We start from the raw sequence: 25,610 nt of genomic DNA on the forward strand, positions 1-25,610 counted from the left end.
CCGTTTCATGCGCCCACCCCCGTAAAATGCTTAAGCGATACCGCATACAGCACCCGGCAGACAACTCCGGCAATAATTACTGCTATGAGCTGCAGCAATAACACCTGAGGAATAGGTAAGGTTATATCAGCTAAAGTATAGCTACCCGTATAGACCATTGCAGGAAGAAAGGTCGTATATTGAAAGGGTAAGAAAAAGGACGCCATTTGTAAGGATTTTGGGAAAAATACCAATGGAATCAGCGACCCTGAGAATATCCCCTCGCAAAGACTGAAAAAGTTACGAATACTGGAGGATTGCACCATCCAAAAGGCGACCATTCCAATACTATAATGAATGAAAAAATTCATCATAAACGCCATAGCTATCGAAAGAATTGCGTATAGTAAATTTGTGGGCAAAACATCAATATGAAAAATAAAGAAGAAAATCATAAAGCAGGGTATAAATTCAAATAGAAGCCCAAGTACCCTATGCCCTGCCTTCTGAGATAAAGCATAGAACATATGATTCATTGGTCTTAAAGAGAACGTAATGAATTTCCCGGTGCGAATGAGCATTTGCAAGTTCCAATCGGCAAAATCCATGGTCAAGTAGTTGATCAACATCGTGGCGCAAAAATAAGAGAGCATCTGAGAGAGTGACATCCCGTTAATAGAGGATTCCCCGCTATAAACAGCGCTCCATATATAATACTGCACTAAAAAATATACCGGGCCTACAAAAATAGAAACCATCGAATGCGTTCTGTACGCACTCCATTCCTTATAAGTAACAAAAGCAACCGCTCTCATAACGCGAAAGCGATGCTTTATCTTCTCAAACATAAGTCACATCCTGCCTATCTTTGATATCTCACAACATATAATCTTATTCTTATTCGAGTCCGGACCAGATCACATTGTTTGTACCGAAAATCCCTCTACCGTCCCATATATTTTTATGAAAAGGGATATACCAAACGGCAATCAGCTTTTCTACTGGATCAACGACCAAGGAACAAGACCCCCATCCTTCGTGAAAAAAAGTGCCTTCAGAATAAGATGTACTTTCATTATATCGAAGGTCTGGCCCAAGACCGTATGGTCTATCCGCTCCTCCATCTCCCCATGCGTAGTTTGGAAGTTTTTCAGAATTGAACCGCTTGGTCATTCTCTGAACAGCCATCCGACTCAAGATATGACCACCTTCGTATTCCCCATGGTTAAGCAGCATGATTCCGAACTTTTGTAGATCATTAACGGTTGAATACAGTCCCCCACCAGTTCCGGGAGTCTTGATTTCTTCCTCAGACCTTTGTTCTTCATTCGTAATTTCCCCGTTTTGCAGCTTCTGAAGATATTCCTTGGCTTCTTCCGAACGAATAGCGATACTACCAGCTTTCTCAGGCGGTATATCAAAGAAAGTATCTGTCATGCCTAACGGTTTTACAATGTTGTCCATTATGTAATCTTCTGCAAAAACACCTGTTATTTTCTCAATAATTGCACCAAGAACCACGTATCCGAACGATGAATACATCCATTGAGTCCCTACCGGAAAACGAATGCCATAGGAAAGTCCAGCTTTAATCCAGTTTTCTTTTCCAAGCTCTGATTCATAAATATACCACCATGCACTTTTATAATAGGTATCACTTATAGTGCCATGATCAGGTGCGATGCCGGAGGTATGAGTCAGTAAATGAGCAATTGTAATCGGCTTAAAAGGTTCTGCATCAAACTCTGGAAGAATAGAACTGACTGATTGTCCCATAAAAATTTTACCATCATCTGCCAGCTGCCAGATCGCTGTTGCCGTAAACAGCTTGGTAATAGAAGCGATTCGAAAAATTGTATCCGTTTTCAATTCTTGGTCGCTATCTTCTTCGTAACTGAAGCGTCCCCCCGCTCCATTAGCAAATATTTTCCCATAACGACTAAGAGAATAAATATAGCCATCGGCTACTTTCTTATTACAGAGATCCTCATAAAAATGATTAAGTGCCTCTAAACGGTCCTCCCTGTAATTCGCTTCATTCAGCTTGCTAAGCTCTGTGGATGTTAACATAATTCGCACTCCCCCTATCATTCATTAAAAAAAATAGTTAATTCACAAAAAAGTAAATATATTGCTTATTAATAATACCTTTTCAGTACTATTGTTACAACAAAATCCAACGAACTGGAAGGTTAAGTTTATATTTAAGTATTCTATACTGATCTCACTTCAATATGTATGGTTTGCGTCTTCTATAACCTTAAGAGGAGCCCGGTTAACCGTCAGCTCCTCAGGAAGGTAAGTTTATCTACGTGGCATGGTAACGCCTACTTTGTTATTATACTTTTCCGTAGCTTCTTTGATGACATCGTTGCCGCCTTTGGAAAGCCACTCTTCCACAACTTTCGGCCAGTCGCTGATAGGCTCCTTCCCATATACCATCTTTACCATATGCGTCAGCAGTACCGGAGGAGCAGTGTCCGAGTTAGGTGCAATGTCTGGATTTTTCACCAGGGCATCTAGCCGCGGGTCGAACTGAATTCCGTCACGACCTTCATTAGCCAGAATAGTATCATATACATTGATCAAGCTTCTGCCTTCTTCTGTCGTATTAAGGACACCCTTGTTATACGTAGTATCTTGCACCATCCAGAGGAAAGACTGACGGTAACGCTCCTCATCTACAGCAACGGAATCCGTAGGAGAAGTGTATACGATTTTTCCGTTTTCTTCCTTATAGGTTTCGTCCTTGATCCCAAAGGTAAAGAAGGTTTCTGCCTCTTCACTCAGCATCCAGTCAAAAAATTTCACAATATCCGCAGCATTCTTCGTCCCCTCTTTGATAAAGTAGGTGCGTGTAGCGGATCCGTACAAATAGGAACCCCCTTTTCCGTCAGGTCCAACTGGCGAAGCAATAATCTCCAGCTTAGCGGATGGCGTTGAAGCCTTCAATTGCTGCTCCCATTGTAGAAGTTCGTTTGCATTCATCGTCCACATGCCGGCTTTGCCTGAGAGAATCGCATTCTTGTAGTTGGTCGGGTTGATAGTAGCGAATTCTTTGTTGATCAAACCCTCTGTATACATGGTGTTGTAGGTTTGTAACGCCTTCATCATATTTTCGCTATCCATAAATTTCGGCTGAATCTGGCCATTTACTTCCTCGAACATAGTCAGGTACGGAAAAACATCATAAGCGCCAAAGAAAGTATCCGCATATTTGAAATCTTGACGGCCCATATAAGGGTTCTCTATCCCCAACTTTTTGAAGGCACGCAACACATTCAAGTACTCATCAACCGTTTTTGGAACCTGCAAGCCGGTTTGATCCAGCAGATCCTTACGAATCCAAGTCGCACGGCGGGAGGGATTGGACAGAAACTCCGGTATTGCGTAGATTTTCCCTTGATAGGTGACGTTCTCCCAAGCTTCCTTCGGGATTACTTTCAAAAGGTTCTGGCCGTTTTGCTGCAGCAGATCATCCAAGGGCATGAACACACCAGCTTCAACGGAACCAGCCATTTCCTTGCCGTTTACGCCGCCCGAGCCTTGAACGACATCTGGAATATCATTAGTGGCGAACATCTGCACCATTTTCTGCTCGAACTCTTTATGAGGAACCAACACAATATCCAAGTCTGTGTTTGTCATCTCCTCCAGCTTTTTCACCCATTTGTCCTTATTCAAGTCGGGTGATTTCTCCACATAGTTAAAAGCCAGCGTCCGCATCGAGATCGAGAATTCAGTTTTCTGCGGCGTATTTGACGCGCCTCCGGCAGGCTCTTCTTTGTCCTTGTTTGAGCAGCCTGCAACTACGGTAGCACCCATTACGATAGCCAAACAGATACCCATCCATTTTTTCATAATATAACCCTCTCCTTGTACAATGGGGTGTCATACATAAAATGAAGATATTTTAAGACTAATAAGCTTTTGGAATCTCAACCCGGTGGGTAATCCCCTGATTCGTAAAATAGACATGAACCCCATGGTCTTGATCGTCCATAAAATACGATACGTAATCCCGGCTTCCTGATTTTTGTGGAATCAGAAGAGTCACGATCCGATGACTTATAGCCTCTTGAGTAGATGCAGTCAAATGCCAATGCTCGGGCAGCCCTTCCCATTCCTTGGGATCTACATCAGTAAATTGATTGTTTTGGCTAAGAGTCATTTCCCCCGAGGAACTGTAGACAAATCTACCCGCCATTTGAGCTTTTTTTCCATTTACTTTAAAGGATTGATCCTTCAACTTCATGGGATAAAGCGTATGAAACAACCAATCCAATTTTCCCGGACGATCCAGATCGACACTATCTGTGATAACAAAGTAAGCGCTATCAAATAAATATATTTCTCTCATATAACGCTTGATATAGGGTACATTCTCGCGGTAAGCTTCAGTTGCATCCATTTGCGTGTAGCTGATCCCAGGCTTACTGTACGCCCTTAACACCTTGCCGTAGGCTGCCATGTTCTTCGACTTGTCCGTGCCAGCATATTGGCCTTGGCCGTCAATAAGAATTACGTTCTTGGAGCGGGTCTGTCTGCGCCACTGCATATGCATCGTACTGTTGAATGCAACGTATTGGCCGCTTTCAATAGCTAAAGGCTCGCCGAAGGCATGCAGCAGGAAAGCGTTTTGATCCCCATGGCTATGGCTCACGGAGCCGTAACGGCTACTCTTGGCCAACAGCATGATATGTTCCTGCGGATCCTCCATCCGATGATGCATGGCGACCCATCCCACATCCTGAAACCACTTCAGAGGTTCTGCAGCCACCGGTGGCTCTGAAGAAATCTGCGGATAATCCGTGCGATAAACTATCTCATCGAACCGGAAATCCCACCAGCCGTAGTTATAGAAGATCATCTGGGTGTCAGGGTTCAGTTCCTTAGTTTGCTCAAAATACCACTGGTACTGCCCATTTCCGGTTAAACCGGCAAATTGGCGGATATTGAAGCCCGTCTTGAGATTGACCGGATCTCCCAGTGACGATTGATCGCCGAAGCTGGCTCTCACGGTATCCGGACTGAAGCAATAGAGCGGAAAGTCACCGGTTTTGCGAAAGAAAGGACGGTCATAGAAATTGATTGCCATGTATTTGCGAATTAAATTGAGCGCCTCCGTAACGAACGCCATCTGAGTGGTCCAATACATCGGACCTTCCGCCCACCCGCCATCTTTGCCACCCCATGGGGTATACATGGCGGAGAAATACTCCAGTGTATAATCAAGCCATTCCTGCGCTTTCTCCTCCTCGCCTAACATGGAAATACAACAGGGAACGAGCACAGAGGATAAAGAGCGGATAGCATGGCTGTCATAAGGAACTTGATGGATTCGGGAACGTTCGATGACGTGGAAGGCGATCTGCCCGGTTCTTCGCAGTAGCGCTTGCCTTACCTTAAGGCGTTCTTCTTCCGTCAGAGAGCTGTGAAGCCAATCATAGCCCCATGCCAACGCTCCGGCTATGCGAAAGGAGCATTCATCATTGTAATCCCGGCTGGTGGTACCATCCGTGTTCCAGCTTGCAGCATGAAGCAGCCACTCTTTAGCTTTGGCGATAAGCGACTCGTCTTCCAACACAACTCCAGCTATAGCAAGATGCCGGACAGCATAGAAAACTTCCTGGCAGTCCATATACATCTGCCGCCATAGTTTGGCGACACGCTTATTATCTGGATACGGTGCAGGTTCGGGAATAAGATCGCGCTCTGTCCAGGGTAGAACGGAATGCTTCAGGAAGTCATCCCAGCCAGTTGAAATTGGGTCTTGACGGACAACTTCTCGGTAAGACGGAAGATGCTCCGCTTGAAGCCAAAGCCGCGGATGGTTGGCGGAAGCAGCTGAATATCGTTCTGTTCGGGAAGGCAGTGGAGTCAGCGGCAAGTCATCCTCCACCACAAAAGCTCTTACTTTACTCCACTCGGAACGGATATCATTCTCCCCGATAAGATTGTATCGCCAATAATACGAGCCGGGCGACAACGGCTTATCCGGGGTAAACAAATTATAGGGAATTCGACTGTAGGTCAAGGTGCCTTCAGGTTCAAATTCTGTGTTTGAGGAGATCTGCAATTCATACATACTCTCTTCCAGGCAAGCAGGCATCCAAGTAAACCGCGGAGGATTCTCTCCAACATCTGTATGTTCATCTGGTCCATATGACAGGTCAAGTACGCCACTGGTAGGTTGAAATAAAGGTTCTAACATCTCTACTCCTCCGTATTCCGGGACTCTTCCTGAATCAGTCCCGCTTTAGGGTCAAGGCAATAGTCAATTCGTTGCCCAGTTGTTGCTATTTGGATTCGGGGCAGTTCGCCCGCTTGACTCACAAGCTTCAGTACAGCAGGTTCGTGACCATCCCGATAAACCGTAATAAAATCAGCCGACGGTCCAATGTGCCGAAGCATGATGCCTCGTAGCAATCGACTCGGGTCTTCGGCAATACCCGGTGTGCGGATTTCATGCATAATAGAGCCGGGCGCCAGTAGAGTACTTGTGGATACTTCATATTCCCGGCCGGTGCTCACTCCATCATAACGGATATTCCAATCCGTATTTAATGTACAATCCGTCTCATTTTTCATTACGGACAGTACTTCTACTGAGTCATAACCCGCTTCCAGTCCGAGGACTGTCGGAGAGTCCGTCTGGACACGGTGAGGGTCGAATGGTAACACCAAATGTCCCGTCGGATGAAACCATAAGTCTACTTCCTCATCCCGCTCCGTTACCTGCTCAACATGAAACCAATCCAGCAGCCAACCATCGGCCAATACAAGATGCCGGTCTAAAACAGCTCCTTCATAGGCGCCGTCCGAGCGAATCCATAAGTACGTAGCGTTGCCTTCCTGGCGGAATTGCCTGCAGCTTCCGGTATGTGGGGCTTGGGAGCGAGCTCCGATGGTGACTGTGTTATGGCTAGCGGTTTCGGAATACCATTCCTTGCGTAAAACAGATCCGTAAGGAACCATACCCAGCTCGGGAGTAACCTCCCCCCATCGGTGCATAATCGTGATATGAAGCTTGTCAAAATGTCCATGTGATCCGCCATGCTCTCCGAAATCTGCCAGAACGGAAAGTGGATTGTCCGGGTGGCGGAGCATGGCGAATCCAGAATCCGGCAGTAGGACAGAGTCCCTCACCCTATAACTGGATTGAAGGTCCTTACTCTCACCTACTCCATACAGTACCGCCTCCAGACCAGTCCGTAATCCCTGCCCATATAGATACCTATAAGCATTCGCCAATATTGGCTGGAGACTCGGATCTTTGTACACCGCATCACCTATTTCAAATACTTCAACAGTTTCTCGGGCGAAAGGAACGCGTGCATAAGGACCATCATGCACGGCTGGAAGCTCCCCGTTATCGCCGCTAAGCTCTACCAGCAACTGAAACATGCCACGGATGGATTGTCCTTGATCACCTTTGGCCTCATAGAGATCAACTCCGAAGCGCCCAGCCATCTCGGCTGCTATGAGATAAGCCCGCAATACAAAAATATGGTAGTATGTGCTGCCCTCAAATTCAAAACCATCTGACTTAACGCCAATGGATAGATGTTGATAGAATCCGCCTTCTCCCTCCAGCAAAGAAGCAAGCTTTTCTCTGGTGCCTTTGGCAGCATATACGCATGCCAGGCTGGCGTTTAGCCATGCAGTGTAATTGTTCTCTGCATTCTTCTTCTCGTAAATGAGAATGTGGCGGTATTGCTCCATACTCTCCTCCAGCATCGTGAAGAATGCTTGCAAATTCAACTCTTCTTCCTCAGTGAACGTTACTCCATGGTCCACAAGAAGCAGATAGGCCCGAATAAGCGTGGTGGACCAGATAGCCTCCGTCAGCGCCTGATGAAAAGCACGGCCACTAAGCATCCATGGCTGGGCATCGGGATGAACCGGATACAAGGGGAACTGCTCTGCATAACCGACAAGAATCTTCTGGGCTATACTGCTATAGAATTCTTCTCCGTCTGCGGCGAATACCGCGGCAGCTTGCAAGGCGTATCGCGCCATCGCCTGATGCCGGTATACCAGCCATGCTCCCCGGTAGGGTTCACCTTCCAGCTTGCAGCCCTTCGGGCAAGAAAAGACAACCGCGCCTTGCTCCATAGCATCGAAGATTAGCTCAGTATGATGCTGGGGACATACATATTGGTGCCACCAACCGCCCGGTTCTGTCGGGAGCAGAATCTCTTCTCTCCGGAAGGGATCCAGCTCCATTTTCAATTTCTCCACCTCAAGACCAACCCAGGAAAAAGTATCCGCTTTCTCCTTAAGGTTCATCATCGCATGAACAAGCCTCCGTTAATTTCAATAATTTCGCCTGTCAGATAATCCGACAGCTCTGAAGCGAGGAAGAGTGCCACATTGCCCACATCCTGTGGAGCACCTTCCCGGCCCAGTGGAATCTTTGCAATCGTTGCCTGTCTTGCCGCATCTGCAGTAAAGGTAGCATGGAAAGCGGTCTGACCGATAAATCCGGGAGAGATAGCGTTTACATTAATTCCGTGAGGACTCAGCTCTTTGGCAAGTCCCTTGGTATAAGACCATACTGCAGCTTTACCTGCTGCATAAATGGAAGCCCCCGGTCCGCCGCCGTCATGAGCCGCGAGGGAAGATACATTGATGATTTTTCCGCTTTTTTTGGCAATCATTCCCGCTGCTACAGCTTTGCAGGCAAACACGCATGATTTAAAATTGACGTCCATTACCTTACTGTAATGTTCTTCGTTCATTTCAGTATTGGGGACCCGATTGATCATACCACCCGCATTGTTGACGAGGATATCGATGGTTCCGCCAAAATGCTCCTCTATCTCCTTCACCATATTGTCCAATTCGGCAGGACTTGTTGCGTCTGCCTGAAAAGCATAAGCTTCTCCTCCGGCCTGACGGATTGCGTCGACCGTCTCCTCCGCAGAACCAAGCAAATAGTTTACAGCCACTTTGGCGCCGGAAGCAGCCAAGGTCTGCAAGATTTGCCGGCCGATCCCTGCATTGGATCCTGTAACAAGCGCAATTTTACCCGTTAAGTCAATTTTCATTGCTAATTTCCTCCTAGTAATAGTCTTGTCTGAACACATCTATTTTCTCACTCCGCAGGCATGGATAAGATCAACCGAGTACCTTCATTCTCCACGCTTTCGACGCTTAATCCGTATTGTTCACCGAACACCATTTGAATTCTCCGATGCACATTCATGAGCCCGATCCCACCGGTATGATAGAGGGAGTCTCCTTCCGTATCCGCCAGCTGATTCAGATTCAGCTTCTCACGAAGTTTAATAAGCCGTTCATGGGACATCCCTGCTCCGTTATCCTCTACGAAAACTAGAAACCGATCTCCCTCAATTCTGGCGTCAATTCGAATATAATGCCTGTCTTCAATTCCCTCAGGAAACGCATGCTGAAAAATATTTTCGATCAAGGGCTGAAGTGTCAGCCTGACCATCTTAGCCAGTAGCAGCGTCGGTGGAATCACAACGTCGATTTCGAACTCCCTGCCGATCCGGTGTTTGAGAATCGTCATATAGCTCAGTACATGATTAAGCTCATTGGCAATCCTGATCTCCTCAAGGTTGGTTTGGATAGAGTAGCGCAGCATAAATGCCATAGCTTCCACTATTTCTGTAATTTCATCCGAATCCTGAACGACCGCGTAGCATTTAATAGTCTCTAAAGTGTTATATAAATAGTGTGGATTAATCTGTAGCTGGAGTGCTTGGAATTCAGCCTGATGACGCTCTAGAGCCTCCTTCTGGGTGGTAAGCTCCGCTTCGTATACCCGCTCAATCATTTCAGACAACCGGGTCACCATGAGATTGTAGCTACGCATCAATCCCCCCAGCTCATCCTGACGGCCGTTCATCTCAAGCCTACGCCACTTGCCTTTTTCCGCCTCCCTCATCCCTTCCTTAAGAATCAGGATCGGCTTCGTGATGGATCGTCCGAACCAGATGGCAAGCAATAGTGTGCCAACAAGCGTAAGAGCTCCCACCACCAGTGTGGTCGTACGAATGGTAGAAATAGGCTTGCGCAGCTCGCCAATCGGTATGGATACTACAAGCTGCCAATTGGAATAATCGGATTTTCTCGACACGAACAAATACTCTTTCCCGTCTACCTTTTCCACGACAGAATCATTTGGGTGTTGAAATACGTTCTGAATTTGCTCAGCAGATAACTCAGGATAGTTCTTATTTCCTTCTGCCCGATATAGGAGCTTGCCGAATTCGTCCATGATAAAATAGGACCCGCCCTGTCCCAGATCAAGAGGCTCCCATATGCGGGCCAGATCCTCTGCCTTAAATTCAATGGCTACTATACCCTTCGGGCGATAGGAAGCGACTCCTCTGATCCGGCGGACCATCGTAATAATGTTCTTATCCCCTTCATTCATCACATTCGTGTTGAGAATGGTGATGCGGCCGCTCTCCGGCGTATGTTCGCTTAAGAAGCGGTAGCGTTCCTGCGGATGAAACTTCAGGCTATGCGCTTGATTTGAGTTATCATCGCTAATGGCCTTGCCGTGTTCACCGATAACGTATATCAGATTAATCTGGGGATACAGAATAAACAAAGATCGAAACAAATACTTCTGTATGTCATTCGTATATTGATAGTAGGAGAAGCTATTCTCCGGGTCCATATCCAGGAATTCTTTGACTTGATTGTAGGACAGGATGGAGTCGCTAGCCTTTTCATAATTTTGCAAATACAAATCCGTTTGATAGGACGCGCTTCGGATGACTTGGGCAATGGACTTCTCTGAAGATTTATCCAGCTCAGCCGAAGCCTGAAAATAGGAGATAAATCCAACCATGGACAAGGAAAGAAGAATGACGGTCAAAAAGGAGGCAAACAACTTGTTCGACAGACTTTTTCTCATCAATCTATCCCCAGCTGGTTGCGATACTCAGAAGGAGCCAGCCCGGTAAACTTCTTAAATGTCTTCGTAAAATGGGGATGATCTGCATACCCGACCTCATAGGAAATATCGGTTATCCGAAAGCTTGCATCGGCAAGCAGCCTTTTGGCCTTCTCCATCCTACGTTTGATGCGGTAATGTACAAAGGTCTCTCCCGTCGAGTGTTTAAACATCTGGCTGAAGTAAGAGGCATTTAGACCAAGCACTTCCGCCACCTCCTCCAGCGATACTTCCTGGGCGAGATGCTTTTCGATGAATGCTTTAGCTTCCTCTATCGGGTCCTTCGCTTTGCCCTTGCGCTTTCTACGGAGCTCTTCCAATATAGTTGCTGACGCTTCTGCGAAGCAGTGGAATAACTGTTCAGGTCCAGCTGCTGCGGACAAGTCTAACACGCTTTTCCCGGGTATGACCGAATTGACAAGGAGCTTCTTCACGAGCAAGGCGTAGCCCTCTTCCAGAAGCTCTTTTTGCTGACTTCGGCTCATCTTGCGCTGGAGGAAGTCAGTTTCCCATTCCTGTAGTACAAGGTACAACCTCTCTTTATCCAAGGTCCAGATGGCATCATCCATACGCATGACCCATTCATCAAGCTTAGCGACAGAAACAAAACTCTCCAGCTTCTTTCTATACGCTTCCAGTTTGGCGATCACATTTTGAAGGTTCACTTTGCTCACGGGCTTCAGGAGATATTCTTTCACTCCATAGGACACGCATTGGCGGGCGTATTCAAAATCACCGTAACCTGTGATAACAACGGTTTGAATATCCGTCTCCATCTCCGATAACCGCCGGCATAACTCCAGTCCGTTTACTTTGGGCATACGGATATCTGTAAAAAGAAAATCCGGCTGTTCCTCCATAATGAGCTGAATTGCCTCTTCGCCATTCTGAGCCAGTTTGATATTATACGGATGCTCGCTGCATTGCTGGATCATGATAGACAGTCCCTTTCGAATCATGGGCTCGTCGTCTACGATTAATACACATCTCATCCATGGATACCACCTTCCGATTCGTCTCGCTTAACGCGTTCCTATTCTACCACACTATATTAGATCAGGATTTGACGGATCCGACCATCATTCCTTTAACGAAATGGCGTTGAAGAAACGGATAAATCATGATAATCGGAATAGTAGCGACAATGATAACAGCCATTTTAATGCCCTCAGGTGAGGTGTGGGCCAAAGAACTATAAACTGAGGAAGCCGGATCAATGCTGATATCGTCCGTCTCGAAGAGCTTCTTCAACATCACCTGCAGAGGCCATAAAGACGGCTTGTTGATATAATACAGAGCACTCATGTACGTATTCCAGTGCCCGACGGCGTAGAAAATCCCCAATGAGGCCATTACCGGTTTTGATAATGGTAGTACCATATTGACAATGATCCGCAGCTCACCACACCCATCGATTCTGGAGGAATCTATCAGCTCCTGAGGTAGCTGCATGAAGAAACTTCTCATCACGAAAAAGTTAAAAGCACTGATGGCGCCCGGAATCATAAGTGCCCAAAGAGAGTTCATAAGACCCAAATTTTTGATCAGGATAAAGTTTGGAATAAGGGGGGCGCTGAATACCATAGTGAACAATACCATCATGACAATATATTTGCGTCCTACGAATTCCGGCCGTGACACCGGATAAGCGAGAGACGCTGTCGCAATCAGATTGATGGCGGTGCCCAGTACCGTAATATAGACGGAGACACCGAACGCCCGCCAAATGGAATGATCGCTGAAAACATACTGATAATTGATCGCCGTAAAGTCCTTTGGCAGCAAGCCTACCCTGCCATTAATAATTGCTTCAGAGCTGCTAAAGGACTGGGCAATCACATTCAGAAACGGCAGAAACATAGCCAAAGCGAGAGCAGTTAGAAACAATAGATTGAACATATTAAATAGATTCTGGCCGCGAGTATAGCGTACTCTCATCATCCCTACCTCCATAAAGAGCGATTAATACAGCGATTCACCGGTTGTTTTTTTGCTCAAAATGTTGCCGATGAGCACCAGAATGAGTCCAACTACCGACTTGAATAGCCCCACTGCCGTTGTATAACTGTATTGCTGAGACAGCAGCCCCGCCTTATAGATATAAGTGTCCAGAATCTCCCCGTTCCCGGTATTAAGCGCGTTCAGGAATACCCATACCCGCTCGAAGCCAAGATCAAGAAATCTCCCGATATGGAGAAGGAACAAAATCATAATCGTCGGTATCAGTGACGGAAGTGTAATGGCTAAGGTTTGTTTCCAGCGCCCGGCTCCGTCCACTTCAGCAGCCTCATACAGATCTGGATTTATTCCTGCCAACGCGGCCAGATAAATGATCGTACCGTACCCGGAATCCCTCCAAATGCCGGAACTGATCAAAATCGTGCGAATATATGAATTTTCACCAAGAAAATAAATCGGTTCAAAGCCGAAGGCTTGTAAAACCTGATTCACAATCCCTGTTCCTGGGGAGAGGATACCCAAGGCGATACCGCTCACAATTACCCAGGATAGGAAATGGGGCATATAAACCACCGTTTGCAAAAACCGTTTGTAAAACACAAGACGAATTTCATTCAGCAGAAGCGCAAGCAATATTGGAGCCGGGAAGGCAAATATGAGATCATACAAGCCTAGCAGAATCGTATTGCTTAAGATTCTTCCGAAATCCTGGTATTGAAACATCGTCCTAAAGTGCTCAAGCCCTACCCATTCACTGCCTGTAAAGCCTTTAAAAATGTTGTAGTTCTGAAACGCAATCACTGAACCGGCCAACGGCAAGTACTTGAAAATGATAAAATACAAGATCCCGGGAATCGCGATCACATAGAGTGCTCTGAATTTCCACATGTTTAAAAACAAGGACCTTTTCGTGTCGGCTTTGTAGTTAATAAGGTCAATCCCGGTTAACTTAGCCTTCATAACCGTTTCCTATAGGTCCTTTTTTCAGCAGGTTCGCTGGAGCATTCTCATCTAATGGAATTTCTTGAAATTCGACGGTAATAAACCGTTCCTCCCGTTCAATAATTCGGGATAACTCCCGTGTGAATACAGTAACGATCTCCTCCTTCTGCTCACTCGTTCGGCCTTCGTACATCCTAATCTCAATATGTGGCATCCGCTTTCCTCCATTTCCTCGAATAGTGATTGAATCTAACCTCATTCTACCTGCAATAAAGCGCTTGCAATATGGATTTTCTATGAGTAAGCTTGTGTTTTCTTTAGGGTATATTCAGTAATAATCGAGCTGCAATTCAAGCGAGCCCCTGAAAAAAAGCGACATCTCTACCGTAATCTATGGTAGAAATGCCGCTTTATCATTTTAGATTTATAATTACTATTTTAATACCCCATATAACTTTCCAAACCCGCTGGATCTATAATGAGCATTTGCTTGTTTCCAATTAGTTCAATAAGGCCTGAATCTTCAAACCTTGAGAATTTTCTGCTGATGGTTTCGCGGGTGACCCCAACATAACTGGCCAGTTCTTCACGAGACAACGGAAGGTCTATATGAATATGAGCACCACGTTGCTTACCATATTTGTCACCGAGTTCCATGATCATATAAGCAATTCGTATTTCTGGATCTTTGGTCGCCAAGCTCTGCGCCAAATTTTCTGTATGGGCTAATCTTTTGGTCACACTCCTCAGCAGTCGGAGTGAAATATCCGGATTTTCCGTCATCAGCTGCTCCATATCCGTTCGAGTCAGCATGCAAATGTTAGTATCTTTTAGAGCATAAGCACTGAAGTTGCTCAGCTCATCGCTGTTAAAAATGCTCAGTTCCCCGAAAAAATCCCCGTTCGTCAAGATGTGCAAAATTTGTTCTTTGCCCTCGGGAGTTGTTTTGGATAATTTAACATGGCCTCGCTGAATAATGTACAGCGTATCCGATGGCGCCCCTTCCAGAATTAACGGTTGACCTTTGGTGAACTTACGATGCTTGATCATGGCGCTGATCCGGGAGAGATCGTCATCGCTTAACGCAGCAAAAATAGGTACCTTGCGGGTACAAGGTTCAGCAGCGTATTGGCAAGAATACTCCTTCATAACTGTCCCCCTGTTGTTCATTTTTTGTATAAACCTTACTTCCCTTTAGGATGCAGAAGTTTTTTTCTCTTCAACCGGCGCAAAATGGCTTGTATCTTCACCACATACCGGACAAACCCAATCTTCAGGCAAGTCTTCAAATGCAGTGCCTGCAACAACATCCTCATCGGGGTCGCCTACTGCCGGATCATAGATATAACCACAGGGTAGACAAATGTATTTTTTCATCTTTCTCATCTCCTAAAAATAATTTAGTAGTTTAGTTCAATCTGGTTTGTAATTCAGACATTATTTCCACGAGGCTACTCCCGATAACATCAATCCCCGTAAGGAGGATGCCTTGCTCCACAGCGGTTTTGTATACCAGAGAAGCAGCTGCACCTTGCCAGGATATCGCACCGATCATTGTGTTATCTTTCACAAAGATACGCGTATACGCCCCATTTTCTTCTCCACTCACCACCGTATCGCAATACCGCTCATCAACGTCGCCTATCGAAAATAAAGAGACTCCAAAAGCGTTAAATAAGGTAACTGGAACAGTTCTACGATACGCAGTCAGATTGGCAACCATATTACTGCCGGCAATCCGGCCCTGCTCCATCGCTCCGCCCCACAATCCTTCCACATGCCCGCTAATTTCAGCAACATCTCCGGCTGCATACACATGCAGATCATTTGTTTGCATATACTCATTTACGATAATGCCCTGCCGGACTTGTATATTCGAGCCACTTAACAATTCCGTCTTCGGTACAATACCAATGGAGTAGACTACATGTTCACAAGAAAAATGAGATTGGTCGTCTAACGTTATTCCGGTAACAAACTCTGTTCCTGTAATAGACGCCACACCTGCTTGAAGAATAACCTTCACCCCTGCTTGTTCAAGGCGATCTTTAAGTAGCTGTGAGGATTTCTCATCAAGCTGTCTGCCCATCAGCCGGTGAGAAGCTTCGATCACTGTCACCTGATATCCAGCTTCATACAGCGCCCAAGCGGTTTCGATTCCCTGCACTCCCCCACCGATTACAGCTACATTACTGCCAGCCTGCAGGTTATCTTTCAATCGATCCGCGTCGTTCATATCCCGGAGGGTATGCACATTGTTCAATCCGGCGCCCTCGAGGGAGAGCGCACGATTCTTCGCTCCCATGCACAATAGGAGCTTATGATAAGATACACGCTGCCCTTCTTCTGTCACCACCATTTGCCGGTCCAAGTGGATAGAACAGACTCGGGTCGAGGTTTTTACGGATATACGGTTATCACGGTACCATTTTTCCTTCTTGATTAATACCTTCTCACTGTGCAGGTCGGTAAACAGCCCCTTGGTCAGTTTAATCCGGTTGTAAGGGAGTTGGTTTTCCTCTCCCAGTATCGTAATTTCCGATTCTGCGTCTTGATCACGGATGGCTTTGGCGGCATGGACGGCTGCTACTCCGCCGCCAACAATAACGTAATGTTTGGTCATCCTAAGTTCCTCCTCCCTAAAATGAACTCAGCAGCAAATCCGATACAAATTCAGCCGCATTTTTAATTTTTTGAACTTTCTCAGGCTCTTTTGGAGAAAACCTGATTCGTACAGGGAACTCTACATGTGTCATCCCCGTGGATTTAATAACCTCAGAAGTGCTTTGCACCGTCATGTTTGTTCCGTTCAGATAATCCTGAATGACTTCAATGGCTTCACCACTCCAACCGTAGGAGCCAAAGGCGGCAGCAAGCTTGCCTTCCAGGTTCATATGGTGCAATTCTTTCAGAATGTTCTCCAGGTTCCCGATCATATCTGCGTATTTAGTCGAGCTGCCGATAAAGACAGCGTCTGCTGACGTTATGCTGTTCAGAATATCGGTGGCACTGCTTTTATCTGCATCCCAGACCTCTGTCTCAATATTATTTTCCTGCAAGCAATCTTGTATAATTTTGGCCATCTTCTTGGTACTGTTTTTGATGGTGGTATATACGATGGTTGCTTTTTTTCCTTGCGTCGTTTCGCGGCTTAACGTGGCGTACATATCGATATACTTACGTATGTCCTCCCTGATCACAAACCCATGAGAAGGAGCGATCATCCGGATCTCAAGATCCTTAACAGCCTCTAACAGTGTTCTTACATATCTTCTATGAGGATGAATAATAGCTGCGTAATAGCCTTGGAAATCTTCCGTAATATCAAACCCGGCTTCATCGCTGAATAGATTCTCTACCGCAACATGCGTGCTAAAAATATCACAAGGAAATAAGATTTGCTCTTCGATACAATAGGTAATCATCGTTTCAGCGGTATGAAGATATGGTGTTTCTTTAAACAGCAGCGTTTTTCCTCCAATATCCAACTTGTCTCCATCTTTAACCACCAGGAAGTTCCGGCTATGAAGCTTGTACATTTCCTGCAATTCCGGTACAGCAATTTCGGTGCATACGATCGTGGCATTTGCTGCCTTAGCAGCCAGAGCCGCCAGTCCACCAGAGTGATCAGGCTCTGTATGGTTAATTACAATGTAATGGATATCTAGAAGATCAATCATTTCACCCAGGCACTCGGCATATTCACGTCCAAATTCCATATCTACGGTATCAATGACAGTCGGCTTGCCTGTTTTTAATAAATAGGAATTATAAGTAGTTCCTTTTTCTAGAATCAGGCGATGAAAAGGAACGTGACGGTTATCAATTTTGCCTATCCAGTAAATATCCTCGGCGATTTTTTTGAATTGTGTACTCATCTCTATAACCTCCAATGTTTGATTGATAATGTTTATCAACAACCATATTTTATTATGGCTGCCAAACAAAAAAGAGGATTTGAATCAAATTATGAAAGTTTAAAAAAAATGAATATCTTTAATTTAGACGATCTAAATAAAGTGATTATGCGTTGGGTCACATTTTAAATAAAAAAGTTTTATGTTCCGGATGTCTCTTGGCTCCAATTTTAGGCTAATTTGACGATTGGCAATCTCGAAACCACCTTTGCTGGAAATGGCCCCGATCCCGGAAAAGCCGACGATCAGGCGGTCCGCTATTCAAGTGTCCAGACGAACTAGCCTCGGCACTTAAGGGAGCTGAATTCGACGTATTAGTAACGGCCAACAATCACTGCATGGATTATGGTGCCCCAGCTCTGAATCCGGACGTTGCGAATTCTGGACCGTAATGGACTCGATCATACCGGAACATCCAGTTCATTAGAAGAATCCAGGAAATCTCTGATTAAAAATGTCAAAGGAATTACGATCGGCATCCTCTCCTACACAGCAGGTTTAAGGCAAGCGACACCGGCATTAGAACAGAGCAGCGAAATCTTATGAATCGAATGTTGGAACATACAACGACAATCTTAAAAAGAGAATAGAATCGTTACTAAAATAAAGAATACAGCAAAAAGCGCCGTTCTATTGAACAGCGCTTTTTGTTCGAGATGAAATTGCCCTTATTATTGTAATTCAGCCGGTTTTACAATAGCTGTACCTTTGTTATTCTTGGAATATTTAGCTTCGATTTTCGTGTTGTATGTATCTTTTTCTCCGTCACTTATCAGCACATAACTCAAATCGACTGTTAGCTTTTCCGTCTGCCAGGTCTTAGTATTGACGAATAATTTCCACGTTACGCTTTTGGGTTGAACTATCTCACCATCCCAGAGGTTCTCCTGGTCATAAAGTGCGATTATTCCCTTAGCTGCTGTCGGATCGGTTACCGTGAACTGTAGGACCGTTTGTGCGCCAGCAGTGCTGACTTTCATAGATTTTTTATAACTTTTAACCGAATCAAGCATGGAAACAGGATCGTATTGACCTTTGGAGTAAAAAGAATCCCACTCCATCTTCTCCAGTCCAATCCAATACTGTGCATCAGGATCGATTGGCTCCCCGTCATCGTCGTAACTTTCATCTTCAGATTCATCGATCAGTTCACTTCCGTCTACAAGATAATAAAACTCCTTGTCATTGGCATACAGACTGTAAGATGTTTCTAAAAGACTGCTATCGACGGTGCCTGCTGCGGCAAAATTCGGCAGTCGGTTAATATCCAGCTTCAGTGTGTTAGTGTTACTGATACGCACCCCACCGCTCTGAATATCCTGTTTTTTGGTCACATCTAAGTGAAAATTCTTTAGTGCTTTTGAGGCTGCCGTTACTTTGCTAATCATTTGATCCGCGGTTACTGCTGTTGTGGTAGCTGCAGACACGACTTCAGGATTAGACATCCATCCGATCGTTCCGGACAGCAATAAAGCACCTACTGCCAAACCTGTACCTATTGTTTTAACAAAACTCTTCATGTACTTCCCCTTTCGGCCCCTTGCGATAATGTAACACCGTAGGTCTAAATAATAAAAATAGCTCGAAATAGACTACATGTCCTTCAGAGCTATTCCTTATGATTTCTAAGACATCCCTATGGCGGCCTGGCGATCATTTCCTTTTATTTAAAGGTTTTAGACCCATGGCTTTGTGTCATCATCTTTCGATGATTTTACCTTTAACGCGGACTTTCAATTATTTTAAATTAGAATAAAGAACGTTTGTCTCTTCGCTAATTTTAGCATGGTCATATTTACCTGTAAACGGCTTATCTTCCATTTCTGTTCACCTACTGATTTACTCGTATCCTTATATCAGCATAAAAAAAAGCATAAAACAGCACTTCAGTCTGCTTTATGCTTTGCATCTAAACTTATTTTACAGGGTCAAAAAGATTAGGACAAACAATATTTAACCAGCGCATTACGCACGCCATGCTCGTTGTTCGAACCCGTAACAGCATTCGCTGCCGCTTTTACCTCAACAGGAGAATTATCCATCGCCACGCCCATCCCCGCGTAAGTAAGCATAGAAATATCATTAAAATAATTACCGATCGAGAGGACTTCTTCCTGCGGAATTCCCAGCTTCACAGCAAGATTTTTTAATGCGTTGCCTTTAGAGGATTCAGGATGCATCAAATCAACAAAAAATTCACCACTCCGCAAAATGTTATACTCAGGAGCCCAAGTACGCCATTCACGTTCAGCTTCGTCAAGGATTTCTGGCTGTGTAAATACAGTAAACTTAACTACTGGTTCACGAAAATCCTCCCAGGCTGGTAGCGTCGCTGGCACAATACGGAAGTGCTCATACATATAATTAGCTTCTTTAGTCAGGTTCTCTACATTATCAACATACATATCAAAAGCAGTATTCACATCATAATGAATATTGTGCTTACGGCAGTATTCAATATAAGGGTCAAGACCACGTGCATCCATACCGTATTGATGTAATACTTCTCGATCTTTCACACGTACCGTCGCTGCTCCATTGTGGCCAAGCACGTAACCAGACAGCCCCATTTCCTCCATGAAAGGAATTGAGTTCTGTGGACTGCGTCCCGTACACAATACGATTTGACCGCCAAGACGTGTAACCTCAGCAATAGCTTCCTTATTCTCAGAGCTTAAGTGGTGATCATCATTTAATAGCGTACCGTCCACATCTAGTGCAATCAATTTGTATCTCATACTCCACCATCCTTGTCTTTCTTTTTCTATACATATTGAATTTGAGGATTTTTGTGTTAAGTATCAGTCGCAACTACGGTGAATGTTTGGACTTCCAGCCGCTGTTGTTTCCAGATTTCTTGATTTGTATCGTTTAATAGCGGTTGAAATCTGGAAACAAAGGCGGTCGCTAACGCTCCTACAGTTCCAAAATTCCCCTCCGTCACTCCGTTCCCTTATCCCAAGTTTCCAAGTTCAATTTATATATCGTTTTTTCTATATTATCTTTCAGATTCTCCGCCTAAGAGTGCCAGTTCCTCTAACGTCAGCTCCCGACAAGCTCCCAGCGGCAGACTTTCATCCAGCTTCAATTCTCCCATAGATACACGTTTCAGAAAAGTGACTTTTTTGCCAACCGCCTGAAACATACGCTTCACCTGATGAAATTTCCCCTCGGTGATGATAAGTGAAATATGAGAAATCACTTTACTGCCGCGCTCTCTACCAAGAATGGTTAAGTGTGCAGGTAAAGTAACATAACCATCTTCCAGCTCCACCCCTGCTGTAAAGGCCGCGACATCATCCGCGTCTACATCGCCCTCGATGGTTGCCTCGTACGTTTTCGGGACATGCTTACGTGGCGACAGCAATTCATGCGCAATCTTCCCATCGTTAGTGATCAGCAGCAGTCCCACAGTGTCCTTATCTAGCCTTCCTACAGGAAACGGCTCAAAATGCGCATATTCATGCTTTAAAAGATCCAAGACTGTCCGATCCCGCTTGTCTTCCGTTGCTGACAGGACGCCTGGGGGTTTGTTCATCATAAGATATATGAATTCACGGTAGGTAACAACCTCTCCCCCCACCTCTATTTTATCGACATAAGGATCTACATGGAGCCCACTATCTTTTACCACTGTCCCGTTCACCGAAATTAAGCCTTGCTTGGCTTGTTTACGGATATCACTACGTGACCCCACTCCAATGTGGGACAACACTTTATCTAATCGTTGTTTTTTGGCGGGCTTACCTGATTGGCTCATTGTTACATCCACCTCCAGCCAGCGGGATATTCGTTCTTGAGTATGCCATCCTGCCACTTACCCCAGCCTGCGCTGTAGCCATCAATGCAGACCAGAACGTATCCTTTTTGGACACTTCCTATTCTAATAGAGAGACGTTCTTGAGCAATCGACAACGTCTCTCCTTTAAGATAGGAAATAGCTTCATGATTCGTACTGGAGAGTGAGATACTTCGGCAGCTGTCTTCCGGATGCAAAGCTGTAGCCATCGGATGTCCCGGGATAAATCTTCCGTTACGGATTTGTCCTACATACCATCCCGGACGAATCGTCTTTAATCCATTTAGTCTTTCCTTTGGGAGCGGAGAAATGTACAGATGGTCACCGAACAGAACAGGATATCCTTGCGGTTCCCAACCAAGCTGATCTCGTACAAAATTCCCATACAGAGCCAAAGCTTGCTCGTCACCTGAAACTTGCCGACCACGGTCAGCGCCACCAGTAGGTTTGTGAGAGGGTTTCCCTTCTTTCCCCCGTCTTCCTTCTGATTTATTGGATGATTTAACGTGTGCTGCACCTTTTGGAGTAGTAGTTCTTGCAGATTCATTTAATTTAGCCTCTATATGATCACGTTCCTCCATGGAAAGCCTAATTCCCTCATGTTGCAATACAGCCATGAAATGTCCTTCGCCCTTCACCTTATGCGGCCACAGTCTTGCAGTTCCTGAGAGTTCTCCGAAGCCAGGAGCGAATGAGCCTGTACCTCCTACCGTTACCACTGAGAATTGTGAGTGATTAGACAGAAACTCCGCTATAATTTCCTCATTTTCTTCTGTAGCAAAGGTACAGGTCGAATAGACAAGTCTACCTCCTGGTGCCAGTGCCGCTGCTGCTGAACGTAAAATATCCTTCTGCATTGCAGCATATTTAGCAGGTGTACCCGAATCCCACTGCTTCACCATGTCTTCATCTTTACGGAACATCCCTTCACCAGAGCAGGGAGCATCAATCAAGATTTTGTCAAAAAAAAGTGGGAATGCAGCCGCAATATGATCTGGACTTTCGTTCAGTACAATACCATTACGAACCCCATACAGCTCCAGATTTTTGGCTAGAGCTTTAGTCCGTTCTGGATGAAGATCATTACTAAACAGCAATCCTTCACCTAACAGCTTGGCAGAAATCTGTGTAGATTTCCCCCCGGGGGCGGCACATAAATCAAGTACACGATCACCTGGCTCAACATTAAGCAATTCCACAGGTGCCATCGCACTTGGTTCTTGAATGTAATACAATCCTGCGTGGTAGTGAGGATGTTTACCTGGTCTAGCCCCATTCTCTGTATAAAATCCAGTTGGACACCAAGGAATGGGTTCCAGTCCTAAAGTAGAAAGAGCTTTTAAACTCTCCACGGAAATTTTCAATGTGTTAACACGGACGCCTCCGTAAGGGGTTTCCTTATACGATTCCGCAAATTGATTATAATCTGTTCCCAGCATGTCCATCATACGCTCGCTGAAAGAACTGGGCAATTGTGCCGCCATGATGCCGTCCTCCTGATAGTATTGCAAAAATTTAGGTGTTTTAAAGATTCAAGGAACACCCCTACGGGTGTCCCTTATACAATACTCATATATAGAGGATCTTTTACTTACGATGAAAGGATGTCGGTCTCTGAGGACCGCGTCGTTGAGGGTTATTCGGTGTGATAGCTACAGCTGCAGTCTCCACTTGGTCCGCTAAACTTGGATCAATAATCTCTATGGTTAGATCGTAATAAGAAAATGGCCGCTCATCATATGACGCTAAGCGCCGAACATAATCTTTCACTTCATCCACGAGTTTCGCCAGATTAATGCCGAGTGTTGCTGCTGGATATTCTTCCAGTTTGGCAGAAGCACCACTCAGCATAATAGCTGCACCGCGCACATTCTGATTGCGAAAATGGTATAACCCTACTGCTACTTGGAGAAGTGCTTTGTACAAAGGATCTCGTTCCTGGGCAAGCCACAGTTCTTCGAGCACCTCGTGACATTCGAAATAATCCCTGTCACGATTAAAGTACACTAGGTATTCCAAGTACAATGGTTTATAAGCCATCCGGCAAACTATCCTTTTTAGCTGCGGAAAGAAGTCCCCGCACATGATCCAGAAGCTCCTTCATCGCTTCCATATCCTGAACCTGCCATATTTCGTTAAAGCGAGCCTGCGTATCTATAGCCTCATTCACCAAGTGATAGAAATACAATTGATGAATGGCCTTGAGAATCTGTGTGGTCATATTCGAATTTTCCTCGAATGTCTTCTGTGCTTCCAGAATCTCTTCCCGAATACTGGACATTTCACTGTCGAGGATCGATGCTGCTTCAGCTGCCGTCTTAAGTCGAACACGCATTTCATCGGGTAGACTTTCCCGATATTTATAGTTCAGGGAATGCTCTATGGTAGCCCAGAAATTCATAGCTAGCGTACGAATTTGGATCTCCGCAAGCACAATTTTCTGGCCAAGCGCTGTTTGCACAGGATATTTAATAATCATATGGAAGCTGCGGTAGCCGCTCTCTTTATAATTAGTGATGTAATCCTTCTCATAGAGTACTTCAAGATCCTTACGAGCCCGGATATATTCTGCCACTCTGCGGATATCCTCCACGAATTGGCACATGATCCGAATTCCTGCAATGTCCTCAATCCCCGTCTCCAGATCTTCCATCTTCACATTCAGCCGTTTAGCCTTTTCCAGAATGCTTGACAGCCGCTTTACACGCCCCGTTACGAATTCTATCGGCGTGTATTCCTCTCTTTTCTTCAACTCCGAACGCATTGTTTTGAATTTAACTTTCAATTCTTCCACAGTCTGTTCATATGGAAGCAAAAAAGTTCCCCAGTCCCTGCCGTCCATCGCCTTCGTCCTCCTGTCCTTTCGTCTCCTTCAGTGATGATCAGCGCCCACTGCTTCAGAGATATGACTGAATCCATCCCGCCGCAAGAGCTGCCGTAATCCGGCATGCAATTTGCGGTTAACCTCCGGTCCTTCGTAGATCAGAGCTGTATAAATTTCGACCAGACTTGCACCTGCTCTTATCTTGTCATACGCATCCTGACTGGTGAAAATGCCGCCTGATCCTATGATCGGCATCTTCCCTTCCGTCTGGCGATAAATACTGCGAATGATCTCCGTTGAGCGGTCCCGCAGCGGTTTGCCGCTTAAGCCCCCCGTCTCATTAGCCTTTTCATGACTAAGTCCATCACGGTTCAATGTAGTATTCGTAGCAATAATACCATCCATACCAGCTTCTGTCAGTGTCTGAACCATATACTCCAGCTCTTCGTCACTTACATCTGGTGCTATCTTAACCAACAAGCTTTTGGTAATCCCGGTCGCTTTACGCTGAATCTCCATTTCTTCCTTCACTTGAGCCAGCAGGAACGATAATTCACTGCCATGCTGGAGATTGCGAAGACCAGGTGTATTCGGCGAGCTGATATTGACCACAAAAAAATCACCGTACGGATAAAGCGTACGGATGCACTGACGATAGTCTTCATGAGCCGCTTCATTACTAGTTATCTTATTCCGGCCAATATTAACTGCTATAGGAATTCTCCGATTCTTTAATTTCTTCAGACGCTGTGCCATAGCATCAGCCCCTTCATTATTGAAGCCCATTCGATTAATCAGCGCTTCATCCGAAGGAAGACGGAACAAACGTGGGCTATCATTACCCGGTTGACCCTTAGGGGTAACCGTGCCCACTTCCATAAATCCGAACCCGATCGATGAGAATCCGATTACGGCTTCGGCATTTTTATCTAAGCCTGCAGCAAGTCCAACTGGCGTCGGAAAATGCGTGCCGAACAAATCAACCGCTAAATCCGCCGTTTCAGGAACTCCGTACATTAAACGTAGCGCCGCGCTTCCGCCGGGCACTGATGACGATTTATCCAATCCACCTATAACGAGATGGTGAGCCTTCTCGGGATCAATCTTGAAGAAAATTGGTTTACCAAAATTACGATACAACACCGTTCTCGCTCCTTAAGGGGTACTTCACTAATCCACGTGTCTACCCGTTTCTGTAGGTTTCTTCTTAATTTTAGCCTTTTCTTGAACAAAAGAAAAGTATTTTACAGTGCG

The 25,610-nt window shown here is 45.3% G+C and carries 23 protein-coding genes, 1 pseudogene and 1 riboswitch; of the genes and pseudogenes, 2 read left to right on the plus strand and 22 right to left on the minus strand.

Going from position 1 to position 25,610, the window contains the following annotated elements:
* Nucleotides 1-5 precede the first annotated feature (5 nt).
* From UQ64_RS15425 to UQ64_RS15495, 15 genes are all read right to left on the minus strand, one after another.
* Complete coding sequence (locus tag UQ64_RS15425) at nucleotides 6-827, minus strand: ABC transporter permease (RefSeq protein WP_060624345.1); 822 nt, start codon at nucleotides 825-827, stop codon at nucleotides 6-8.
* Nucleotides 828-876: 49 nt separating this feature from the next.
* Nucleotides 877-2,049, minus strand: coding sequence for a serine hydrolase domain-containing protein (locus UQ64_RS15430; RefSeq protein WP_060624346.1), 1,173 nt, complete (start codon nucleotides 2,047-2,049; stop codon nucleotides 877-879).
* A 234-nt stretch (nucleotides 2,050-2,283) separates the two neighbouring features.
* Nucleotides 2,284-3,840: an extracellular solute-binding protein gene (locus UQ64_RS15435; protein ID WP_060624347.1), complete on the minus strand. Its 1,557-nt coding sequence runs from the start codon at nucleotides 3,838-3,840 to the stop codon at nucleotides 2,284-2,286.
* 58 nt (nucleotides 3,841-3,898) lie between these two features.
* Nucleotides 3,899-6,193 carry a DUF4962 domain-containing protein gene (locus tag UQ64_RS15440; protein ID WP_060624348.1) on the minus strand — a complete coding sequence of 765 codons (2,295 nt, stop codon included), beginning with the start codon at nucleotides 6,191-6,193 and terminating at the stop codon, nucleotides 3,899-3,901.
* Between the two features lie 2 nt (nucleotides 6,194-6,195).
* Nucleotides 6,196-8,274, minus strand: coding sequence for a heparinase II/III domain-containing protein (locus tag UQ64_RS15445; RefSeq protein ID WP_060624349.1), 2,079 nt, complete (start codon nucleotides 8,272-8,274; stop codon nucleotides 6,196-6,198).
* Complete coding sequence (locus UQ64_RS15450; RefSeq protein ID WP_060624350.1) at nucleotides 8,271-9,032, minus strand: SDR family NAD(P)-dependent oxidoreductase; 762 nt, start codon at nucleotides 9,030-9,032, stop codon at nucleotides 8,271-8,273. The genes UQ64_RS15445 and UQ64_RS15450 overlap by 4 nt, the downstream gene beginning before the upstream one ends.
* Before the next feature lie 47 nt (nucleotides 9,033-9,079).
* Nucleotides 9,080-10,876, minus strand: a complete 1,797-nt coding sequence (locus UQ64_RS15455; RefSeq protein WP_209445811.1) for a sensor histidine kinase — start codon at nucleotides 10,874-10,876, stop codon at nucleotides 9,080-9,082.
* Nucleotides 10,876-11,907, minus strand: coding sequence for a response regulator transcription factor (locus UQ64_RS15460; protein ID WP_060624352.1), 1,032 nt, complete (start codon nucleotides 11,905-11,907; stop codon nucleotides 10,876-10,878). The genes UQ64_RS15455 and UQ64_RS15460 overlap by 1 nt, the downstream gene beginning before the upstream one ends.
* Nucleotides 11,908-11,971: 64 nt before the next feature.
* The gene (locus UQ64_RS15465; RefSeq protein WP_156417574.1) at nucleotides 11,972-12,856 is read right to left on the minus strand and encodes a carbohydrate ABC transporter permease; all 885 of its coding nucleotides are present in this window, start codon (nucleotides 12,854-12,856) and stop codon (nucleotides 11,972-11,974) included.
* Nucleotides 12,857-12,877: 21 nt separating this feature from the next.
* On the minus strand, nucleotides 12,878-13,834 hold the full coding sequence (locus UQ64_RS15470) for an ABC transporter permease (protein ID WP_060624354.1): 957 nt from the start codon (nucleotides 13,832-13,834) through the stop codon (nucleotides 12,878-12,880).
* Nucleotides 13,824-14,030, minus strand: coding sequence for a tautomerase family protein (locus tag UQ64_RS15475; protein WP_060624355.1), 207 nt, complete (start codon nucleotides 14,028-14,030; stop codon nucleotides 13,824-13,826). Before UQ64_RS15475 ends, UQ64_RS15470 begins: the two co-directional genes overlap by 11 nt.
* A gap of 224 nt (nucleotides 14,031-14,254) precedes the next feature.
* Nucleotides 14,255-14,965, minus strand: a complete 711-nt coding sequence (locus UQ64_RS15480) for a Crp/Fnr family transcriptional regulator (RefSeq protein WP_060624356.1) — start codon at nucleotides 14,963-14,965, stop codon at nucleotides 14,255-14,257.
* A 45-nt stretch (nucleotides 14,966-15,010) separates the two neighbouring features.
* A complete protein-coding gene (gene rd / locus UQ64_RS15485) occupies nucleotides 15,011-15,193 on the minus strand; it encodes a rubredoxin (protein WP_060624357.1) in 183 nt (60 codons plus the stop codon).
* A gap of 31 nt (nucleotides 15,194-15,224) precedes the next feature.
* Nucleotides 15,225-16,439: an NAD(P)/FAD-dependent oxidoreductase gene (locus UQ64_RS15490; protein ID WP_060624358.1), complete on the minus strand. Its 1,215-nt coding sequence runs from the start codon at nucleotides 16,437-16,439 to the stop codon at nucleotides 15,225-15,227.
* 16 nt (nucleotides 16,440-16,455) lie between these two features.
* Complete coding sequence (locus UQ64_RS15495) at nucleotides 16,456-17,694, minus strand: FprA family A-type flavoprotein (protein WP_060624359.1); 1,239 nt, start codon at nucleotides 17,692-17,694, stop codon at nucleotides 16,456-16,458.
* A gap of 293 nt (nucleotides 17,695-17,987) precedes the next feature.
* Here UQ64_RS15495 and UQ64_RS32910 point away from each other — a divergent pair.
* Nucleotides 17,988-18,125, plus strand: a pseudogene (locus tag UQ64_RS32910) (CapA family protein); the annotation flags it as partial.
* Complete coding sequence (locus UQ64_RS30150) at nucleotides 18,106-18,279, plus strand: CapA family protein (RefSeq protein WP_167348488.1); 174 nt, start codon at nucleotides 18,106-18,108, stop codon at nucleotides 18,277-18,279. The pseudogene UQ64_RS32910 and the gene UQ64_RS30150, both read left to right, overlap by 20 nt.
* 125 nt (nucleotides 18,280-18,404) lie before the next feature.
* On the opposite strand, the gene UQ64_RS15500 is transcribed toward UQ64_RS30150, so the two are convergent.
* The 7 genes from UQ64_RS15500 to UQ64_RS15530 form a co-directional block, all read right to left on the minus strand.
* Nucleotides 18,405-19,253 (minus strand): DUF6612 family protein, encoded by an 849-nt coding sequence (locus tag UQ64_RS15500; protein ID WP_060624360.1) that lies wholly within the window; start codon nucleotides 19,251-19,253, stop codon nucleotides 18,405-18,407.
* Nucleotides 19,254-19,370: 117 nt separating this feature from the next.
* Nucleotides 19,371-19,462: riboswitch (cyclic di-GMP riboswitch) on the minus strand.
* 208 nt (nucleotides 19,463-19,670) lie between these two features.
* Nucleotides 19,671-20,471, minus strand: coding sequence for a Cof-type HAD-IIB family hydrolase (locus UQ64_RS15505; RefSeq protein WP_060624361.1), 801 nt, complete (start codon nucleotides 20,469-20,471; stop codon nucleotides 19,671-19,673).
* A gap of 260 nt (nucleotides 20,472-20,731) precedes the next feature.
* Nucleotides 20,732-21,493: a pseudouridine synthase gene (locus tag UQ64_RS15510; RefSeq protein WP_060624362.1), complete on the minus strand. Its 762-nt coding sequence runs from the start codon at nucleotides 21,491-21,493 to the stop codon at nucleotides 20,732-20,734.
* 2 nt (nucleotides 21,494-21,495) lie between these two features.
* Nucleotides 21,496-23,016 carry an RsmB/NOP family class I SAM-dependent RNA methyltransferase gene (locus UQ64_RS15515; RefSeq protein ID WP_060624363.1) on the minus strand — a complete coding sequence of 507 codons (1,521 nt, stop codon included), beginning with the start codon at nucleotides 23,014-23,016 and terminating at the stop codon, nucleotides 21,496-21,498.
* A 103-nt stretch (nucleotides 23,017-23,119) separates the two neighbouring features.
* Nucleotides 23,120-23,572: a DUF309 domain-containing protein gene (locus UQ64_RS15520; RefSeq protein ID WP_060624364.1), complete on the minus strand. Its 453-nt coding sequence runs from the start codon at nucleotides 23,570-23,572 to the stop codon at nucleotides 23,120-23,122.
* Nucleotides 23,562-24,374 carry a GTP diphosphokinase gene (gene yjbM, locus UQ64_RS15525; protein ID WP_042126350.1) on the minus strand — a complete coding sequence of 271 codons (813 nt, stop codon included), beginning with the start codon at nucleotides 24,372-24,374 and terminating at the stop codon, nucleotides 23,562-23,564. Before yjbM ends, UQ64_RS15520 begins: the two co-directional genes overlap by 11 nt.
* Nucleotides 24,375-24,404: 30 nt before the next feature.
* Nucleotides 24,405-25,499 (minus strand): quinone-dependent dihydroorotate dehydrogenase, encoded by a 1,095-nt coding sequence (locus UQ64_RS15530; RefSeq protein WP_060624365.1) that lies wholly within the window; start codon nucleotides 25,497-25,499, stop codon nucleotides 24,405-24,407.
* Nucleotides 25,500-25,610: the final 111 nt, after the last annotated feature.

Origin of the sequence: Paenibacillus etheri (assembly GCF_001012825.1) — a bacterium.
In the GTDB taxonomy this organism is placed as follows: Bacteria; Bacillota; Bacilli; order Paenibacillales; family Paenibacillaceae; genus Paenibacillus_AQ; species Paenibacillus_AQ etheri.

Bases quoted from the DNA above. Each gene is read 5' to 3' on its own strand.
- UQ64_RS15425 (WP_060624345.1), bottom strand. From the start codon at position 827: ATGTTTGAGAAGATAAAGCATCGCTTTCGCGTTATGAGAGCGGTTGCT.
- UQ64_RS15430 (WP_060624346.1), bottom strand. From the start codon at position 2,049: ATGTTAACATCCACAGAGCTTAGCAAGCTGAATGAAGCGAATTACAGG.
- UQ64_RS15435 (WP_060624347.1), bottom strand. From the start codon at position 3,840: ATGAAAAAATGGATGGGTATCTGTTTGGCTATCGTAATGGGTGCTACC.
- UQ64_RS15440 (WP_060624348.1), bottom strand. From the start codon at position 6,193: ATGTTAGAACCTTTATTTCAACCTACCAGTGGCGTACTTGACCTGTCA.
- UQ64_RS15445 (WP_060624349.1), bottom strand. From the start codon at position 8,274: ATGATGAACCTTAAGGAGAAAGCGGATACTTTTTCCTGGGTTGGTCTT.
- UQ64_RS15450 (WP_060624350.1), bottom strand. From the start codon at position 9,032: ATGAAAATTGACTTAACGGGTAAAATTGCGCTTGTTACAGGATCCAAT.
- UQ64_RS15455 (WP_209445811.1), bottom strand. From the start codon at position 10,876: ATGAGAAAAAGTCTGTCGAACAAGTTGTTTGCCTCCTTTTTGACCGTC.
- UQ64_RS15460 (WP_060624352.1), bottom strand. From the start codon at position 11,907: ATGAGATGTGTATTAATCGTAGACGACGAGCCCATGATTCGAAAGGGA.
- UQ64_RS15465 (WP_156417574.1), bottom strand. From the start codon at position 12,856: ATGATGAGAGTACGCTATACTCGCGGCCAGAATCTATTTAATATGTTC.
- UQ64_RS15470 (WP_060624354.1), bottom strand. From the start codon at position 13,834: ATGAAGGCTAAGTTAACCGGGATTGACCTTATTAACTACAAAGCCGAC.
- UQ64_RS15475 (WP_060624355.1), bottom strand. From the start codon at position 14,030: ATGCCACATATTGAGATTAGGATGTACGAAGGCCGAACGAGTGAGCAG.
- UQ64_RS15480 (WP_060624356.1), bottom strand. From the start codon at position 14,965: ATGAAGGAGTATTCTTGCCAATACGCTGCTGAACCTTGTACCCGCAAG.
- rd (WP_060624357.1), bottom strand. From the start codon at position 15,193: ATGAAAAAATACATTTGTCTACCCTGTGGTTATATCTATGATCCGGCA.
- UQ64_RS15490 (WP_060624358.1), bottom strand. From the start codon at position 16,439: ATGACCAAACATTACGTTATTGTTGGCGGCGGAGTAGCAGCCGTCCAT.
- UQ64_RS15495 (WP_060624359.1), bottom strand. From the start codon at position 17,694: ATGAGTACACAATTCAAAAAAATCGCCGAGGATATTTACTGGATAGGC.
- UQ64_RS15500 (WP_060624360.1), bottom strand. From the start codon at position 19,253: ATGAAGAGTTTTGTTAAAACAATAGGTACAGGTTTGGCAGTAGGTGCT.
- UQ64_RS15505 (WP_060624361.1), bottom strand. From the start codon at position 20,471: ATGAGATACAAATTGATTGCACTAGATGTGGACGGTACGCTATTAAAT.
- UQ64_RS15510 (WP_060624362.1), bottom strand. From the start codon at position 21,493: ATGAGCCAATCAGGTAAGCCCGCCAAAAAACAACGATTAGATAAAGTG.
- UQ64_RS15515 (WP_060624363.1), bottom strand. From the start codon at position 23,016: ATGGCGGCACAATTGCCCAGTTCTTTCAGCGAGCGTATGATGGACATG.
- UQ64_RS15520 (WP_060624364.1), bottom strand. From the start codon at position 23,572: ATGGCTTATAAACCATTGTACTTGGAATACCTAGTGTACTTTAATCGT.
- yjbM (WP_042126350.1), bottom strand. From the start codon at position 24,374: ATGGACGGCAGGGACTGGGGAACTTTTTTGCTTCCATATGAACAGACT.